At 72.9% G+C, this 15,478-nt stretch carries 18 protein-coding genes; 6 read left to right on the forward strand and 12 right to left on the reverse strand.

The annotated features are described in order from the left end of the window. Positions 1 to 24 precede the first annotated feature (24 nt). The 4 genes from ADY01_RS02685 to ADY01_RS02700 all read left to right on the forward strand — a co-directional run bounded on the left by ADY01_RS02685 (position 25) and on the right by ADY01_RS02700 (position 2,295). Complete coding sequence (locus ADY01_RS02685; protein ID WP_049564858.1) at positions 25 to 486, forward strand: SCP2 sterol-binding domain-containing protein; 462 nt, start codon at positions 25 to 27, stop codon at positions 484 to 486. A gap of 10 nt (positions 487 to 496) precedes the next feature. Beyond that, complete coding sequence (locus ADY01_RS02690) at positions 497 to 1,711, forward strand: acyl-CoA dehydrogenase family protein (protein WP_049564860.1); 1,215 nt, start codon at positions 497 to 499, stop codon at positions 1,709 to 1,711. 81 nt (positions 1,712 to 1,792) lie between these two features. Continuing rightward, complete coding sequence (locus ADY01_RS02695) at positions 1,793 to 2,053, forward strand: type II toxin-antitoxin system Phd/YefM family antitoxin (RefSeq protein ID WP_049564916.1); 261 nt, start codon at positions 1,793 to 1,795, stop codon at positions 2,051 to 2,053. Then, the gene (locus tag ADY01_RS02700) at positions 2,050 to 2,295 is read left to right on the forward strand and encodes a type II toxin-antitoxin system RelE family toxin (RefSeq protein WP_049564862.1); all 246 of its coding nucleotides are present in this window, start codon (positions 2,050 to 2,052) and stop codon (positions 2,293 to 2,295) included. Before ADY01_RS02695 ends, ADY01_RS02700 begins: the two co-directional genes overlap by 4 nt. A gap of 885 nt (positions 2,296 to 3,180) precedes the next feature. Here ADY01_RS02700 and ADY01_RS02705 read toward each other — a convergent pair. Continuing rightward, positions 3,181 to 3,489, reverse strand: a complete 309-nt coding sequence (locus tag ADY01_RS02705; protein WP_159000910.1) for a hypothetical protein — start codon at positions 3,487 to 3,489, stop codon at positions 3,181 to 3,183. 101 nt (positions 3,490 to 3,590) lie between these two features. Here ADY01_RS02705 and ADY01_RS02710 point away from each other — a divergent pair, with 101 nt between their 5' ends. After that, entirely contained in the window at positions 3,591 to 3,962 is a 372-nt protein-coding gene (locus ADY01_RS02710; RefSeq protein WP_049564866.1) for an iron chaperone, read from the forward strand. Between the two features lie 147 nt (positions 3,963 to 4,109). Here the strand turns inward: ADY01_RS02710 and ADY01_RS02715 are convergent, their stop codons facing one another. From ADY01_RS02715 to ADY01_RS02755, 10 genes are all read right to left on the reverse strand, one after another. After that, the gene (locus ADY01_RS02715; RefSeq protein ID WP_159000912.1) at positions 4,110 to 4,319 is read right to left on the reverse strand and encodes a hypothetical protein; all 210 of its coding nucleotides are present in this window, start codon (positions 4,317 to 4,319) and stop codon (positions 4,110 to 4,112) included. A gap of 26 nt (positions 4,320 to 4,345) precedes the next feature. After that, positions 4,346 to 4,774 (reverse strand): hypothetical protein, encoded by a 429-nt coding sequence (locus tag ADY01_RS02720; protein ID WP_049564870.1) that lies wholly within the window; start codon positions 4,772 to 4,774, stop codon positions 4,346 to 4,348. Further along, complete coding sequence (locus tag ADY01_RS02725) at positions 4,771 to 5,019, reverse strand: hypothetical protein (RefSeq protein WP_049564872.1); 249 nt, start codon at positions 5,017 to 5,019, stop codon at positions 4,771 to 4,773. Before ADY01_RS02725 ends, ADY01_RS02720 begins: the two co-directional genes overlap by 4 nt. 112 nt (positions 5,020 to 5,131) lie before the next feature. Next, positions 5,132 to 6,328 (reverse strand): helix-turn-helix domain-containing protein, encoded by a 1,197-nt coding sequence (locus ADY01_RS02730; protein WP_049564874.1) that lies wholly within the window; start codon positions 6,326 to 6,328, stop codon positions 5,132 to 5,134. 144 nt (positions 6,329 to 6,472) lie between these two features. Beyond that, positions 6,473 to 6,577, reverse strand: coding sequence for a VOC family protein (locus ADY01_RS38810; protein WP_159000914.1), 105 nt, complete (start codon positions 6,575 to 6,577; stop codon positions 6,473 to 6,475). 21 nt (positions 6,578 to 6,598) lie between these two features. Continuing rightward, positions 6,599 to 6,808 carry a hypothetical protein gene (locus ADY01_RS02735; protein ID WP_049564876.1) on the reverse strand — a complete coding sequence of 70 codons (210 nt, stop codon included), beginning with the start codon at positions 6,806 to 6,808 and terminating at the stop codon, positions 6,599 to 6,601. Beyond that, positions 6,805 to 7,053 (reverse strand): hypothetical protein, encoded by a 249-nt coding sequence (locus tag ADY01_RS02740; protein WP_049564872.1) that lies wholly within the window; start codon positions 7,051 to 7,053, stop codon positions 6,805 to 6,807. The genes ADY01_RS02735 and ADY01_RS02740 overlap by 4 nt, the downstream gene beginning before the upstream one ends. A gap of 119 nt (positions 7,054 to 7,172) precedes the next feature. After that, complete coding sequence (locus ADY01_RS02745) at positions 7,173 to 8,354, reverse strand: helix-turn-helix domain-containing protein (protein WP_049564877.1); 1,182 nt, start codon at positions 8,352 to 8,354, stop codon at positions 7,173 to 7,175. 96 nt (positions 8,355 to 8,450) lie between these two features. Continuing rightward, positions 8,451 to 8,843, reverse strand: coding sequence for a VOC family protein (locus tag ADY01_RS02750; protein ID WP_049564879.1), 393 nt, complete (start codon positions 8,841 to 8,843; stop codon positions 8,451 to 8,453). 31 nt (positions 8,844 to 8,874) lie between these two features. After that, positions 8,875 to 9,687: a TrmH family RNA methyltransferase gene (locus ADY01_RS02755; protein WP_049564918.1), complete on the reverse strand. Its 813-nt coding sequence runs from the start codon at positions 9,685 to 9,687 to the stop codon at positions 8,875 to 8,877. 214 nt (positions 9,688 to 9,901) lie between these two features. On the opposite strand from ADY01_RS02755, the gene ADY01_RS02760 reads away from it, so the two are divergent. Then, positions 9,902 to 13,903 (forward strand): discoidin domain-containing protein, encoded by a 4,002-nt coding sequence (locus tag ADY01_RS02760; RefSeq protein ID WP_107081614.1) that lies wholly within the window; start codon positions 9,902 to 9,904, stop codon positions 13,901 to 13,903. 37 nt (positions 13,904 to 13,940) lie between these two features. Here ADY01_RS02760 and ADY01_RS02765 read toward each other — a convergent pair whose 3' ends face one another. After that, positions 13,941 to 15,470 carry a hypothetical protein gene (locus tag ADY01_RS02765; RefSeq protein WP_159000916.1) on the reverse strand — a complete coding sequence of 510 codons (1,530 nt, stop codon included), beginning with the start codon at positions 15,468 to 15,470 and terminating at the stop codon, positions 13,941 to 13,943. Positions 15,471 to 15,478 lie beyond the last annotated feature (8 nt).

Below are 15,478 nucleotides of genomic sequence, written 5' to 3' on the forward strand. Positions count from 1 at the left end.
GTTTACTATCGGGTAAGGAATGTGATGACAGAGACCGACCTGGAGAGCCTGCTCGCGCGGGACTTCGCGAGCGTCACCCCCGAGGAGTTCGCGGCGCTGGTGAGGAACGCGTCCCGCGGGGACATCGAGCGGGTGATGCGCGGGGAGCTCCGCACCCGCGTGCTCGCCGAGATCTTCGGCCGTCTCGCGGGCCAGTTCCGCGCCGAGGAGGCGGGCGGGCTCACCGCCCTCATCCGCTGGGAGATCACCGGCGACCCGGTCGTGGTCTACGAGACGGCCATCGCCGACTCCGCCTGCACGGTCACCGAGGGCCCCTCCGACGCCGACGCCCGCACCGTTCTCACCATGGGCGACGCCGAGTTCCTCAAGCTCGTCTCGGGGACCAGCGCGCCGGTCGCGATGTTCATGACCCGCAGGCTCAAGGTCACCGGCGACATGGGGCTCGCCTCGGGCCTGACCCGGCTCTTCGAGATCCCGCGGGGCTGAGGGCGCGGCGATGAGCGGGTTCTCCCTCGACCTCACCGACGACCAGCGCCACCTGCGCGACTGGGTCCACGGCTTCGCCGCCGACGTCGTCCGCCCCGCCGCCTCCGAATGGGACGAGCGCGAGGACACCCCCTGGCCCGTCATCAGGGAGGCCGCCGCCATCGGCCTCTACGGCTTCGAGTCGCTGGCCGAGATGTTCGGCGACCCCACCGGCCTCACGCTCCAGCTCGCCAACGAGGAGCTGTTCTGGGGCGACGCGGGCATCGGGATGGCGCTGTTCGGCACCCAGCTCGCGGTGGCCGGGATCTTCGCCGCGGGCACGCCGGACCAGCTCGCCGAGTGGGTGCCGCAGTGCTTCGGCGATGCCGACGCCCCGGCGGTGGGGGCGTTCTGCGTCTCCGAACCGGGCGCGGGCTCAGACGTCTCGGCGCTGCGCACCCGCGCCCGGTACGACGAGGCCAGGGACGAGTGGGTGCTCGGCGGCCAGAAGGCGTGGATCACCAACGGGGGCATCGCCGCCGTCCACGTGGTCGTCGCCTCCGTGGAACCGGAGCTGGGGGCCCGCGGGCAGGCGGCGTTCGTCGTCCCCCCGGGCACGGCGGGGCTCGCCGCGGGCCGCAAGATCAAGAAGCTCGGCCTGCGCGCCTCGCACACCGCCGACGTCTTCCTCGACGACGTGCGCGTCCCGGGCCACTGCCTGCTGGGCGGCAAGGAGCGCCTGGACCGGCGTCTCGCCAGGGCCCGCGAGGGCGACCGCGCGAAGGGCCAGGCGGCGATGGCCACGTTCGAGGTCTCCCGCCCCACCGTCGCCGCGCAGGCCCTCGGCATCGCCCGCGCCGCCTACGAGTACGCGCTCGCGTACGCGGGGGAGCGCGAGGCGTTCGGCCGCCCGATCATCGAGAACCAGGCCGTCGCCTTCCCCCTGGCCGACCTCCGCACGGAGATCGACGCGGTGCGGCTGCTGATCTGGCGCGCCGCCTGGATGGCCCGCACCGAGCGGGCGTTCACGGCGGGCGAGGGCTCGATGTCCAAGCTCCGCGCGGGCGAACTCGCCGTCAGCGCCACCGGGAAGGCCGTCCAGATCCTCGGCGGGGCGGGCTACAGCCGCGAGCACCCGGTGGAACGGATGTACCGCGACGCCCGGATCTACACGATCCTCGAGGGCACGAGCGAGATCCAGCGCCTGGTGATCGCCCGCGCCATCTCCGGCCGCCAGATCCGGTGAACGAACGAGGCGGGCCCCCGCCGCCCGGTCGCCCGGCGACGGTCGGCTCCGCCGGGGGTGGGCGTCGGTACCGTGGTGCGCATGTGGGAGACCAGCTACTCCATCGGTGAGGCGGGGGCCCGGCTCGGGGCCATCGCCCACGAGGTCGGCGCGACGCGCGAGCCGGTGGCCATCACCGAGCACGGGCGCACCGTCGCGATACTGATCAGCCCCGCCGACGCGCTGGAGCTGGAGGAGATGCGGGCGCTGGCCGCCCACCGCGAGCGGCAGGCGCGGGGGGAGGCCGCCGGCGTGCCGCACGACGAGGCGTTCCGCCGGGTCTTCGGCGGGGACGAGGCGTGATTGCGGAGATCATCTGGGAGCCGGAGGCACTCGCGCGGGCGGAGCGGTTCGCCACGACCGATCCCGCGGGGGTACGCCAGGTCTTCGCCTCGGTGGACCGCCTCGCCGGTGACCCCCGCCCCAAGGGCGCCTTCGGCAGCGCCGATCTGCTGCGCGTCCACGTCGGGGTCTACCGCGTGATGTACGAGATCGACGGCGGGTGGGTACGGGTCAGCGTGATCCACCTGGGCCGCATGGGCTGAGCTCGTTCTTCATGGTCCGGCCTCGAACGATGCCCCGAACGTGATGGCTCGTACGGGGATCCCGGGGACGTGCATACGGCCTCCGTCTGATCCTGTGCGTCGGCAAAAGAGGCACTGGACCAGCACGAAGGCCGTGGGGGAATGAGTCCGCTGCATCACGATGTCCGGTGGCCCTGGACGTGGTGTGGGCGCCGCCACCACCGTCGGCAGTGCTTGGGGACGCGCGGCTCCACCACCAGCCGTCCCCGGTCGACTCCGCGACGCACTGGGCGAATTGCCGCCACTGGCGACGAGACAGGTTGGACTCCACGCACACCCGGGGACCGATGAGTTCAGGGTTCGCCCCGGGCACCGCGATGATCAGCAGTTGCTCGTTGTCCTTCCCATACCGGTGCCATCGCAAAGCCTCGATGTCGGCCCACGCCCATCTCTCCACACGGCCGGCAAAACGCCTGATCACGCGCGCATCCTTGTCGCGCTCCTCTTCGAAGTACGTTATGCGAAGACCTTGGGGTGTTACCTCGATCCGCTGATACGCACCCAGGAAAGACGACCTCACGACTCAACCCCCCGCTCCGTTTCCAGGCTACTGGCCGCCATCCCGAGAGAGCCATGCGCTCGGCCGAACGGGCCCGGCCGGATCAGCGACCCGGAAGGTCCGGGCTGTGCGCTCGCTCCACGCGATGGGAGCCGCTTTGAGTGCCTGGGTGGGAGGAGGTGCCCTGGTCCGGATCGGGGGCGGCCAGCCGCGTTCGAACGCCGATCCACCTCCTGCCACCCAAACCGCCCCGCACACGGGGCACTTGGCAACGCCGGCCCCGCTCAACCCCGCCGCCACCCGCTTGCGCAACCGGCGATCACGACGCCACTGCCCGGACGGGCGTCTCACCGGTCCTCCGCCGGAGGGACCTCGGCGTGGCAGACCATGCACCGTTCGATCCGGCCGCCGTGCTCGGCCACGACCCGCCGCGCGTCCGCCAGATGGAGGTCGGGCGCGCCGGGGCACCAGCACCCGGCCCGGTGCAGCACCCCGCGCCGCGGCTCGCCGGGCGCCGAGCGCATCCACTGCACCCACCACCGCGGCCCGGCCCGCTCCTCGGCCTCGTCGATGGCCCTCCGCACGGCGTCGAGCTGCGACTCCAGCCAGCGCGCGAGAGCCCGGAGACGCGGCACATCGGACGGCAAATCGTTCACACGTTCGATACTAGGGGGTGCCCCCCGCGCCGTCCTCCCGGGTGGTTCCTGTCCGGTGTCGAGCGGGCGCGCCCACGTGGCCGGCGTGCCAGACTGGCGCCATGGGCAGGCCGCAGACGATCGACGAGTACGTCGAGGGGTTCGCTGGGCAGGCGCGCGAACTGCTCCAGCAGGTGCGGGAGCTGGCCCGCGAGGCGGTTCCCGAGGCGAGTGAGGCGATCAAGTGGGGGAGTCCCGCTTGGGTGCACCCGTCCGGGACGATCCTGTTCATGGCCAGCGCCCACGCGAAGCACGCGAACGTCGTGTTCACGCCCAGCACCCGCGAGGCGTTCGACGCCGATCTCGCCGGCTTCACCACCGGCAAGGGCTCGGTCAGGCTGCCGTACGGCCGGCCCCTGCCGGACGACCTGCTGCGCCGGATGATCGCGTTCCGTGTCCGTGAGCACGAGCGGGATGGCGTGCTGTGGATGTGACGACCGCGGGCGCGCCGGTTCATCGCCGACTGCCCGCGTGGAGAACGGAAGGCGGTCCAGGCCCGCCATCACCGACGCAATCGAATTCCGACGGCCGACGACGAGAACGCGAGCAGTTCGGCCGGACACGGTCGGCCCGACCCGGCCTCAGGTTTGCCGCGCGCCGCCCCGCGGCGGCACCCGCGTCCGGCGGGCGGCCCACAGCACGGTGTTCGGCAGCATGGTGAAGGACTCGCCGTCGGTGAAGTCGAGTCTCTTCCGTCCGGCGGCCAGGGTGACGGTGTTCCGCACGGTGAACGGCTGCGCTCCGATCATGATCTGATCTCCGACGCGGACCGTGCGGGTGTCGATCTCCACGGACACCAGCGTCCCCGCGTGTCCCGTCACCGGCTCGTGTCGCTCGGCACGGCGTGGAGCGTGCCGCGGGTCGCGGCGCGGAGTTCGGCCACGGCGGCGTGGACCTCGCGCCGTACCTGCGCCAGTTCCGTCGGCATCAGCAGGGCCGTTCCGTCGAGGAGCGTGAGGCTGTAGGTGGTGATCAGCCGCTCTATCAGCGGCCGGAGATCGGGGCGCGGGCCCAGCGCCGCGAGCCGTCGTACGAGGCGTTGGGGCATGTGGGGCTCGGGTGGGTAGCACAGTGGCTCGCCGTCGCCCAGGTCCGGGCGTTGGGCGAGGGGGATCCACCGGCCGGTGATCAGGCACGCGCCGCACGCGGTGAGGATCCAGCCGTCCGGGTGCTCGGCGACCGGGATCGGCTCCGCCGCCAGGGTCCGGCAGTCGAGGCAGACCGGGACGAGGACCGGAAGCGTCATGACAGGTCGCCGGTGTGCCCGTGCGGGGCCGGAGTCTCGTCGGGAGCCGGGCAGGCGGGGCACCGCTCCGGCGCGCGCGCCGGGGGGCATGCCCGTCCGTCGATGAGGGTCGGCGGCTCATCGCCCAGCGGGGGCGGCGCGGTGACCGGATCCGGATCGTGCCAGTCCCGGCCGAGGCCCGCGCTCGCGTCGGCGATCTCGCGGCGGCGCAAGCGTTGGCCGGGGGTCCGGTGAGGGCTGGGCATGATCGGCTCCTGTGACGTGTCGACCACGGACCGTCGATGCCCCGACGCTAGTGACGGCCCGTCACCGGCTCAATGGCACTTCCGGAAGCCGTTGATCGGAAGTGCCACATCCCTACAGCGGAAGGCGCACCACCTCGGCCAACCGCCGCATGTCCGGGGTCAGCGTCCGGCGTCGCTCAACGATCAGGCTCAGCACCTCGCGTGCGTACCGCTGGTGCGGCAGCCACTGCGGCGCGTCCCCCTCCACGGTGAGCAGTGTCTCCACAGCCTCCGCGTGGCGCCGGGTGAGTACCTGCGCGTGCGCCACATCCAGCAGGTGCCTGTTCCGGTTTCCGGTCGCCGCCGGGAGCCGGGTGGCGTCGATCCGCTTCGCCAGCCGCAGCACCGCGTCCGGCCGCTCCTCGACCATCGCCTGCTCGGCCTGCTGCATCGCCACCGTGAGCTTGCTGAACCTGCGGATGAACCCCGCGCGTTTGGTCGCCGCGGACGTCGGCGTCCGGCCCATGGTGACCGCCGCCGCCGTTGCCAGGCGCAACGCCATCTCGGCCTCGTCCGCTCTGTTGTCCCTGGACGCCGTGGCGGCCACTCGGAGGAGTACCCAGCCCCACGCGCTGAGCTCGCCCGCAGTGGCCCGGGACAGCCGTGGCTCCAGGTCGTCAGCCCACTGAACGGCCAGAGCGCTGGCATCCGCGAGGCGACCGCGGCGCAGGAGCAACCACATTCTGTTGTTGGCGAGGGCGGCTCCGTGCACGGCGTCGGGTGCGTCGCGCTCCACGGCCGCGAACGCGGTGTCGGCCGCCGCGTAGTTGCGGGTCTGCGTCATGAGACGGCCGGTGATCTGCATGACCTCGGCACGCACCGCACGGCCCTGGGGATGGACGGCGGCCAGCGCGTGGGCATCACGCAGGAGCGTGGGGAGAGTCACGCTCATGTCCTGGAGGTCGCCACTGGTGTACGAGGCGATAGCGTAGTCCAGCGCGGAACGCACTCCGCCGATGGTCGGCACCTCCTCCGTGCCGCCGGGGCCCGGGGCCGCGAGTGCGGCGCGCACGCCGGCCCACCGGTCCGCCTCGGCGCCGGTCGCGGGCTCCGCGTCCGTCGCCTCGGCAGCCACCAGCCTGGTGGTGGGCACGCGCAGCGCGGCGGCGAGTTTGCGGGCGGTCTCCAACCTGGTGTCGCCGCGTTCGCCCTGTTCGAGCTTTCGGATGAGGCTGAGGGAGATGCCGGAGGCGTCGGCCAGGCCGCGTTGCGTGAGCCCGCGGCGCTTCCTGGCTCGCTTCAGGCGCTCTCCGATACTGCTGGTCGGCATGGCACTATGGCTCCGCTCTGACTCGACACCAGCACGGTACCCGCCGACGACTCAGGGGACACAGCGCCCGGCTCCATCTCCACTCGGAGGCGTGGCCGTTGTCCTGCGGGTATGACGCGTGGCCGCGGCCCGGCCGACCGCAGGTCATTCATGCAGCAGGCAGAACTCGTTGCCCTCGGTGTCGGCGAGGACCGTCAGGCCCTCGTGCGTCTCCGTCACCCGCGCCCCGAGGCCGAGCAGGCGCGTCAACTCGGCCTGGAAACCGCCGTCCTAGGCCGGGAGCAGGTCCATGGGTGGGTAGCACAGTGGCTCGCCGTCGCCCAGGTCCGGGCGTTGGGCGAGGGGGATCCACCGGCCGGTGATCAGGCACGCGCCGCACGCGGTGAGGATCCAGCCGTCCGGGTGCTCGGCGACCGGGATCGGCTCCGCCGCCAGGGTCCGGCAGTCGAGGCAGACCGGGACGAGGACCGGAAGCGTCATGACAGGTCGCCGGTGTGCCCGTGCGGGGCCGGAGTCTCGTCGGGAGCCGGGCAGGCGGGGCACCGCTCCGGCGCGCGCGCCGGGGGGCATGCCCGTCCGTCGATGAGGGTCGGCGGCTCATCGCCCAGCGGGGGCGGCGCGGTGACCGGATCCGGATCGTGCCAGTCCCGGCCGAGGCCCGCGCTCGCGTCGGCGATCTCGCGGCGGCGCAAGCGTTGGCCGGGGGTCCGGTGAGGGCTGGGCATGATCGGCTCCTGTGACGTGTCGACCACGGACCGTCTGTGGTGCCGATGAAGCTATGCCCGGCGCTGACCGGGCGTCGATGGGCGTTCGGAGGAGGGGTCTCCGGAAGTCACAACCAGCGTTACAACGGCAGCTTGACCGCGTCCGCGAGCGCCCGCATCTGCGGTGTCAACATCCTCCGCCGCTCCACGACCTGGCCCATGATGTCGCGGGCGTAGCGCTGGTTCGGCAGCCACTCGGGGGAGTGCCGCAGGATCCCGAGCAGCGTCTCCACCGCCTGTGGATGGTGTCGCAACCGGACCTGAGCGGCGGCCACATCGAGAAGGTGCCGATTCCGGTTGTTACTGGTGGGCCGCAGTCCTCCCGCGGGCACCCGGTTCGCCAGCCGCAACACCTCGTCAGGCTGATCCATGATCATCGCGTTCTCGGCCTGTTTCAGTGCCACCGTCACCGGTCCGAACGTCCTCAGGTAGTCATCCCTCGGAGCATGTTCGCGCCCCATGGCCACGGCGACCGATTCGGCCAGGCGGAGCGCGTCCTCCGCTTCCGCCTCGCGGGCGTCCCGAACGGTCGCCGCCGAGACGCGGAGCAACATCCAGCCCCATGCGCTCAGTTCCCCCATCGTCGCCCGCGACAGCCTGGTGGGCTCCACGTCGTCCGCCCAGCGGGTCGCGAGGTCTGCCGCCTCGGCGAGGCGCCCGCGCCTCAGGGCCAGCCAGCACTGCGTGTTCACGACGGCCGCACCCTGGAGCCGGTCGGCGGACTCTCCGAGCACACGTGCGAGCACATCCTCCGCGATGTCGAACTGCCTCGTCTGGACCAGTAGCCAGCCGACGAGCTGCATGAGTCGCGTGCGCACGGCACGCCCGTCACGATCGATACCCGCCAGAACGTCCGCGTCCCTGATCAACCGGGGCAGCACCGTGCTCAGTTGTCCGAACCGATCGCCGGCGAAGAGCGGCGTGGTGGCGTCGAGCGCGCTCCGCACCCCCTCGGCTGTGGGCGGTTCGGCGATGTCGCCGTCCTCGTGAAGGCCCGCGGCTGCTCGGCGTACGGTCGCCCACAGCTCAACCGTCGCGCCGTCCGCGGACTCCTCCGCGTGCTCGGCAATCAGCTTCGTGGTCGGTACGCGCAGGGCCGCGGCCAGCTTTCGGGCCGTCTCAAGGCGGGTGTCGTGCCGCGCGCCTTGTTCGAGCTGCTGAATCAGGGAGTAGGAGACCCCGGACTTCCGGGCGAGTTCACGCTGGGTCAGGCCGCCGCGCTTCCTGCTCTTGCGCAGCCTGTCGCCGATGGTGTCAGGCATGGCATGGCTCCCGTTCTGATCTCGACACTCGGAACGGTACCCCCGCGCCGGCGGGGGACAACTATGACGCGTGGCGGCGGCCCGGCCGACCGCAGGTCATTCATGCAGCAGGCAGAACTCGTTGCCCTCGATGTCGGCGAGGACCGTCAGGCCCTCGTGTACCTCCACAACCCGCGCCCCGAGGCCGAGCAGGCGTGTCAACTCGGCCTGGAAACCACCGTTCTCGGCGGGGAGCAGGTCCATGTGGACGCGGTTCTTGGCGCGTTTGGGCTCGGGGACCTTCTGGAACCACAACCGCGGTCCGCCACCGGCCGGTTCGACCAGCACGGTCGGGTCGTCCTCGGGGCCGTCGATCCCCAGCGCCCTCAGCCGCGCCAGCTCGGCCTCGTCGTAGGGCGCGATCGCGTACCCGTCCAGCGCCGCCGCCCAGAACCGCGCCACGGCCGCCGGGTGGGCGCAGTCGACGACGATGTCCCTGATCCGTGCCATCCGCCCATGATGGGCACCCGTGCCCGCCCTGTCACGCGCCTTTCGCGGCGGCGCGGCGCTGGCGGGCGGCCTCGTAGAGCACGACGCCGGCCGCGCCCGCCGCGTTGAGCGAGGACGCCGAACCGCTCATCGGGATGCGGACCAGGGCGTCGCACCGTTCACGCCACGCCGCGCTCAGGCCCGTTGTCTCGTTCCCGACGGCCAGCAGAACGGGCCCGGTCAGGTCGAACGCGTCCACGTCCGCCGAGCCGTTCTCGTCCGTTCCCACCACTGTGACCCCGGGCGACGCCGACAGCCAGTCGGTCACCTCCCGGTGGCCCGGCGCCCGCACCACGGGCAGCGCGAACAGCGAACCGGTGCTGGCCCGCACCGCCTTGGGGTCGTACACGTCGGCGGCGTGGCCCGTGACCACGAGGCCGTGGGCGCCGAAGGCGTCGGCCGAGCGGACGATGGTGCCGATGTTCCCGGGACTGGTCGGCCGGTCGAAGACCACGCCGAGGAAGCCGGGCCCGACCGGGATCCGCGCCAGGTCGTCCGGCGGCATCTCGGCGACGGCCACGATCTCGGGGACGCCCTCGTCCTTCCCGCCGAGCTCGGCGAGGAGTTCGGGCGCCATGGCCACCTTCTCGGCCCGCACGTCACGCAGCAGCCCGGCGGCCCACCGGGTGGGCGCCCGGCTCTCGTCGTAGAGCAGCGTCCGCACCGTCCACCCGTGCTCGACGGCCTGGGTGATCGGCCGGACGCCCTGCACCAGGAACTCCCCGGCCCGCTGCCGCTTGTTCCGATTGGTGAGGTGCGCCTGCCACCGCTGGAACCGCGCGTTCCGCACCGTCACCCGCTGCACCGCCACAGCCACCACCCGCGCCTCGCCCGCCACAACGCCGAGCAGGCTACCCCAGGCCGTCGAGCCGGGTGGCGCCCCTTCCCCCTCACCGTTCGGCCCGCACCGTTCCGCCCCAGGAATCAAGCGCCGCACGCCTCTTGCCCCCGCGTTAGAAAATCGATTTGATTTATGCGGTCCCCGCCTGAGCCCGCCCCGTCACCCCGGGAGGTAGTCCGTGCATTCCCCGCCCCCGACACCGCCGAGACCGCGCACGCAGCGCGGGTCCCGGTCCCTGACCATCCTGCTTCTCCTGCTCTCCTTCGCCCTCGTCCCCGGCCTGTCCGCCGCGCACGCCGCGCAGCCGCCGGTCGGGCAGCTGATGTACCCGCAGGGCCTGGGCGCCGACCTCGGCCCCGAGCCCGAGACGCTGGGCCTCACCGCCGCCGCGGGCGAGGACGGGGCCGGGCTGCGCACCGGCGAACGCGACGGCAGGACCTACTGGGGCACCGACATCGCCGCGGGCACCGGCCACCTCGCGTTCGGCTTCGACGCCGACTGGCTGGCGGCCATACCGGCCGACGCGCCGCTCGCGGTCAGCGTCACCTACCTCGACGAGGGCGAGGGCGACCTGGTGCTGACCTCGGGCGAGACCGTTCGGCGGATCGCCCTGACCGGCACCGGCGCCTGGCGCACCGGCGCCGCCGAACTCCCGGCCGGCAGTGCCGAGGAGCTGCGCCTGACCGGCGAGACGGGGGGGGGCGAGGGGGGCGCGGGTGAGACGGGCGCGGGCGCGCCCGCGGACATCACCGTCTCCGCGCTGCGCGTCGGAGCCACCGGCGCGTGGGCCGAACTGGGCGCCAGCCTCTCCGCCAACGCGCTGTCCCTGCGCGCGGGGGACAACGCCGCGGGCCTGGTCACCGGCGAGCACGAGGGCCGCGGCTACTGGCGCACCGGCCAGGCGGCGGGCACCGGCTTCTTCTACGCGACCGTCGACGACACCTACGCCTACGCCTACGAGGGCCCCGTCCAGATCAGCGTGGACTACCTGGACGAGGGGACCGGCGGCTTCCTGCTGCACTACGACTCGCCCGGCGAGGAGCTGCCCGACCGGTTCAAGCCCACCGAGGTCGTGGAGCTGACCGGCTCGGGGGAGTGGCGCACCCACACCTTCGCGCTGGACGACGCGATCCTCACCAACCGGGCCAACGGCGCCGACTTCCGCCTCGCGGCCGAGGGCGGCGACATCAGCGTCGCGGGCATCCGCGTCACCGCGCTGGCGGCCGAACTCGACCCGGCCGCCGGGCTGGTGCGCCTGATCGACACCGCCGAGCGGACGCTCGGCGCCGCCCGCGAGGGCGAGCGGGACGGCCAGTACCCGGAGGGCGCCAAGGAGGCCATGGCCGCGGCGATCGGGGCCGCGCGGGAGGCCGCCGGGCAGGACGGCCTCACCGGCGAGGCCGCCAAGGAGGCGCTGACCGCCCTGCGCGACGAGCTCATCGCCTTCGAGGACTCCGCGGTCGACACCAACGTGGCCGCCGGGGCCCCGGTGACCGTCAGCAGCGGCGACCCGGCCGCCGCCGCCACCGACGGGGACCCCGCCACCAGGTGGACCAGCGGGAACGCCGGCGAGGGCGAGTGGCTCACCGTCGACCTGGGCCGCGGGCAGCGGGTCAACGACGTGCGCGTGACCTTCGGCGCGCGGCAGTCGCCCTCCTACGCCGTGCAGGTCTCCACCGACGGACGGGACTTCACCACCGTGCGGGAGGCCGGGGCGACCCAGCCGAACCGCGAGGTCCGGGTCCGTTTCACCACCGCCGACGCCCGTTATGTCCGCCTCTCGCTGACCGGCTACGCGGACGGCTCCACCACCCAGACCGTGGCCGAGGTGGAGGTGCGCTCCGAGCGCACGGTCACCCCGAGGCCCCAGGTGGTCGACACCCGCCACCCCACCGACAACTGGATCGTCGCGGACTTCGACGCCACCCGCTACGGCGCCGACCCCCGCGGCAGGCGCGACTCCACCGACGCCATCCAGCAGGCCGTGTACGACTGCTCCGACGCCGGAGGCGGCACCGTCTGGCTGCCCGCCGGAACCTACCGGGTCACCGACACCATCGAGGTGTTCGCGTTCTGCACGCTGCGCGGCGACCGCCGCGACCCCGACACCGACACCGACCCCGACACCGAGGGCGAGGGCGAGGGCGAGGGCGAGGGCGAGGACTACGGCACGGTGGTCTCCGCCGACCTGCCCCCGGGCGACGACGGCCCCTCGCTGTTCCGCGTCGGCGGCAGCGCCGGGGTGATGGGCGTGACCACGTACTACCCGGAGCAGAGCGCCGACGAGCCGGTGCCGTACAACTACACGTTCGAGATCCCCGGCCGCGCCTGGACCGGCGATCAAAACTACATGATGGGCACCATCTCCGACGTCACCATGCTCAACTCCTACCGGGGCATCGGCGTGAGCACCATGGCCAACGACCGCGGGGAGGCGCCCTCCGCGGGCCAGGTCCACGAGTCGGCCACCCTCCGCAACATCCGCGCCACCGCGCTGTTCGAGGGCGCCACGGCCTACAACGGGGCGGACGTGGGCACCTGGGAGAACATCGTCTTCGACAACTCCTACTGGGCCGACGCCCCCGCCGCCTACGACCCGCCCTCGCGCGAGACCCTCGACGCCTGGACCCTGGCGAACGGCACCGGCCTCACCCTGGGTGACCTGGAGTGGGACCAGTTCCACCGGATCCGGGCCTCGGACTACCGGACCGGCATCCACGTGGTGCCGGGCCAGCGCGCCGAGTTCACCGGCTCGTTCCTGGAGACCGAGATCCGCAGGACCGACACCGCGCTGCGCGTGGAGAACATCGACAGCCGCTGGGGCCTGCAACTGGCCGGCAGCGTGCTGGAGGGCAGCGAGGCGTCGGTGGACAACGCCGGAGGCGGCTATGTGAAGCTGACCGGCACCGAGCTGGAAGGACCCACCCGGGGCACGGTGCACCGGCTGACCGCCGAACTCCCGGAGGACTACGAGACGGCCCCGACGCCGCGCACGGGTCGCGGCACGCTCCACGACGTCGACGCCCCGCACGAGGTGGGCGTGCTGCCCGAGCGGGACGCCACCCGCGCCGTCCAGCGCGCGCTGGACCGGGCCGGACGCGCCGGCGGCGGCATCGTCTACCTGCGGGCGGGCTGGTACCGGATCGACGGCCACCTGCGGGTCCCGGCCGGCGTCGAACTGCGCGGCGCCTCCGCCGGACCCAACCGCGACCTGCTCGGATCGAGCGGCGGCACCGTGCTGATGGCCCGCGAGGGCCGCGGGACCGACGACCCGGGCGGCGCGACCGCGCTGATCACCCTGGACGGCGACCACGCCGGGGTCACCGGCCTCCGGGTCTTCTACCCGGAGAACAGCGCCGCGGCGCCCGAGGGCCTGGTGGCCTACCCGTACGCCATCCGCGGCAACGGCGAGGGCACCTACGTGGTCAACGTCGGCCTGCCCAACGCCTGGAACGCGGTGGACATGGCCACCCACGACAACGACGGCTTCCTGGTCCGCAAGCTCTCCGGCGCGTTCCTCAACCGCGGCATCTCGGTCGGCGCCAGCGAGGGCGGCCGGATCGAGGGCGTGCTCTCCAACGGCAACGCCATCGCCCGCGTGGGCTACGCGATGCCGGACTGGGGCCCGGAGTCGAGCATCTTCCCGCAGGTCATCGACCGCTACACGCGCGCCAGGACCGACCTGGTGCACGTGGACGGCGCCATCGGCCTGACGACGCTGAACGTGTTCGGCTACGGGTACCGCAACGGCCTGGTCGTCACCTCGGGCGAGGCCACCGCGTACAACCTGGGCACCGACAACCTGCACGAGGAGGGCCACACCGTCGAGGCCGGCGCGGACGCGACGGTCACGGCCGTCAACGTCGCCCGCTACAACGGCGCCACGAGCACGGGACCGGTCCGGCTGATCAACGTGATGGCCATCAACATGGTCAGCGACCCGGTCACGGCGGCGGCCGACCCCCAGGACGCGGGCACGGTCACCCTCGGCGGCAACGAGGTCGAGCCCGGCCGCTACGAACGAGGCGCCACCGTCACGGCCCACGCCGAACCGGCGGACGGCTACCGCCTCGACCACTGGAGCGCGAACGGCGAACCCCTGGAAGGCGGCCCCGACCTGACCCTGACCGTCACCGAACCCCTGTCCCTGACCGCCCACTTCACTCCGGCCACCGGCTGACCCGACCCCGGCGGCCCCGCCGACCCCGGGCCCGGTGTCACCCCGGGCCCGGGGTCACATACAGGTCGGGCCGGGTGGCGGCCGGGGGCGTCTCGATGACGGGGACCGGCTTGCCGCCCGGGTCGCCCCGGCGGTCCGTCGTGAAGTGCAGGGTGCCGCCGGCGGCTTCCACCGCGTTGCCCAGGTGCAGCAGGAACAGGGCGTCGTGGACCCGGGCGTTGGTCACCGGGGAGTCGGGATCCTGCGCGTGGCTGACCCGGATGGCGCGGACGGCGGTGGCCAGGGCGTCGTGGTTGGCCACCGCGTATCCGTCCTCCAGCGCCCCGGGCACATCCTCCGTGTAGGCGACATGGGTGTCGTACTGCTCGAAGAAGTCGGCGAAGCCGCTCGGGACGTCGGCGTCCTCGCCCGCGCCGTGGGCCCAGGCCGGGTCCATGGCGGACGCCTGGACGATGGTGAGGTTGCTCTCCGCGAGGCGCTCGTGCTGGTCCTCGGCGATGACGGGGCCGGTCTCCACGAAGAGGACCGACAGCGGCTGCTCGCGGCAGGACCGGCTGTGCAGGGCCTCGACGAACGCCTGAAGGTCGCCCGTACGGCCCGAGAAGAGGACCATGTCCGCCGCGACCTGGCAGACGTTGCGCACCGCGGCGTCGAACAGCGCGGCCGGGGCGTCGTCGCTGACCGTCGTGCCCCGGAAGGGCTGGGCCGGATTCGTGCCCAGCTCCTCCGAGAACCGTTCGAGGAACGCCTCCGTCAGGGTGTTCACGTGCAGGTCCGGAGCGTTCTGGTCGTGCACGAGGATGGCCTCGTCCAGATGGTCGCGGTCCCGCACATACTCGCGCAGCGCCATGACGAAGTCGGTGTTGCTCGCCGTGACGCGCAACAGCCCGTCCACCGTCTCGAAGTTCAGGCCGTCCGCGCTCGCCGAGGACGCGACGATCGGTATGCCGTGCTCGGCCAGGCGCTGCGCGGCGGCCCTGCTGTCCTCGGTGCTGACGGACAGCCCGACCACCGCGGCGAGCGGCGCCTCGTCGTCGGCCATCGACACCAGGTCGTCCACCGCGGGCTCCCAACTCTGGTGTCGATTCCCCACGTTGGCCAGCAGCAACTGGACCTGCGGGGAGGGGTCGCCCAACTGCCGCGTGTGGTTGGCGCGCATCTGCGCGGTGTAGGCGCCCTCCAGCGCGTGGAGCACGCGCCGCGGCGCCTGGGGACCCGTGTCGTCGGGGGAGAGCGTCGCCAGCAGGCCGACCTTCACATACGCGTCCGCCTCCTGGGCGACGCGGTCGTTCTCGGCCTCGATCAGCTCCTGGACGCTCCGGAACTCGTCCCCCAACTCCTCGTCCCCCGTGGGGAGGAAGGCGGGGGAGCCGTCCGTGACGCCCAGGCACTCGCCCTCCTCCGCGGTCAGGCCCGAGCCGCCGCAGTCGAGGCGGTCGGGCAGCCAGAAGAGGAGGAACGCCACCACCCCGGCGGCGGCGACGGCCCCCACCAGCAGGAGCAGCCGCAGCACGCGCCGGGGCGGATTCGCGAACTCGTCGTCAGGGGCCACGGTGGAACGGAACATCAGGCTCT

It is taken from the genome of Streptomyces sp. SBT349 (assembly GCF_001083795.1).
Taxonomy (GTDB): domain Bacteria; phylum Actinomycetota; class Actinomycetes; order Streptomycetales; family Streptomycetaceae; genus Streptomyces.

Bases quoted from the DNA above. Each gene is read 5' to 3' on its own strand.
- ADY01_RS02750 (WP_049564879.1), bottom strand. From the start codon at position 8,843: ATGGCACGGATCAGGGACATCGTCGTCGACTGCGCCCACCCGGCGGCC.
- ADY01_RS02735 (WP_049564876.1), bottom strand. From the start codon at position 6,808: ATGACGCTTCCGGTCCTCGTCCCGGTCTGCCTCGACTGCCGGACCCTG.
- ADY01_RS02710 (WP_049564866.1), top strand. From the start codon at position 3,591: ATGGGCAGGCCGCAGACGATCGACGAGTACGTCGAGGGGTTCGCTGGG.
- ADY01_RS02690 (WP_049564860.1), top strand. From the start codon at position 497: ATGAGCGGGTTCTCCCTCGACCTCACCGACGACCAGCGCCACCTGCGC.
- ADY01_RS02765 (WP_159000916.1), bottom strand. From the start codon at position 15,470: ATGTTCCGTTCCACCGTGGCCCCTGACGACGAGTTCGCGAATCCGCCC.
- ADY01_RS02685 (WP_049564858.1), top strand. From the start codon at position 25: ATGACAGAGACCGACCTGGAGAGCCTGCTCGCGCGGGACTTCGCGAGC.
- ADY01_RS02695 (WP_049564916.1), top strand. From the start codon at position 1,793: ATGTGGGAGACCAGCTACTCCATCGGTGAGGCGGGGGCCCGGCTCGGG.
- ADY01_RS02745 (WP_049564877.1), bottom strand. From the start codon at position 8,354: ATGCCTGACACCATCGGCGACAGGCTGCGCAAGAGCAGGAAGCGCGGC.
- ADY01_RS02730 (WP_049564874.1), bottom strand. From the start codon at position 6,328: ATGCCGACCAGCAGTATCGGAGAGCGCCTGAAGCGAGCCAGGAAGCGC.
- ADY01_RS02720 (WP_049564870.1), bottom strand. From the start codon at position 4,774: ATGACGCTTCCGGTCCTCGTCCCGGTCTGCCTCGACTGCCGGACCCTG.
- ADY01_RS02725 (WP_049564872.1), bottom strand. From the start codon at position 5,019: ATGCCCAGCCCTCACCGGACCCCCGGCCAACGCTTGCGCCGCCGCGAG.
- ADY01_RS02740 (WP_049564872.1), bottom strand. From the start codon at position 7,053: ATGCCCAGCCCTCACCGGACCCCCGGCCAACGCTTGCGCCGCCGCGAG.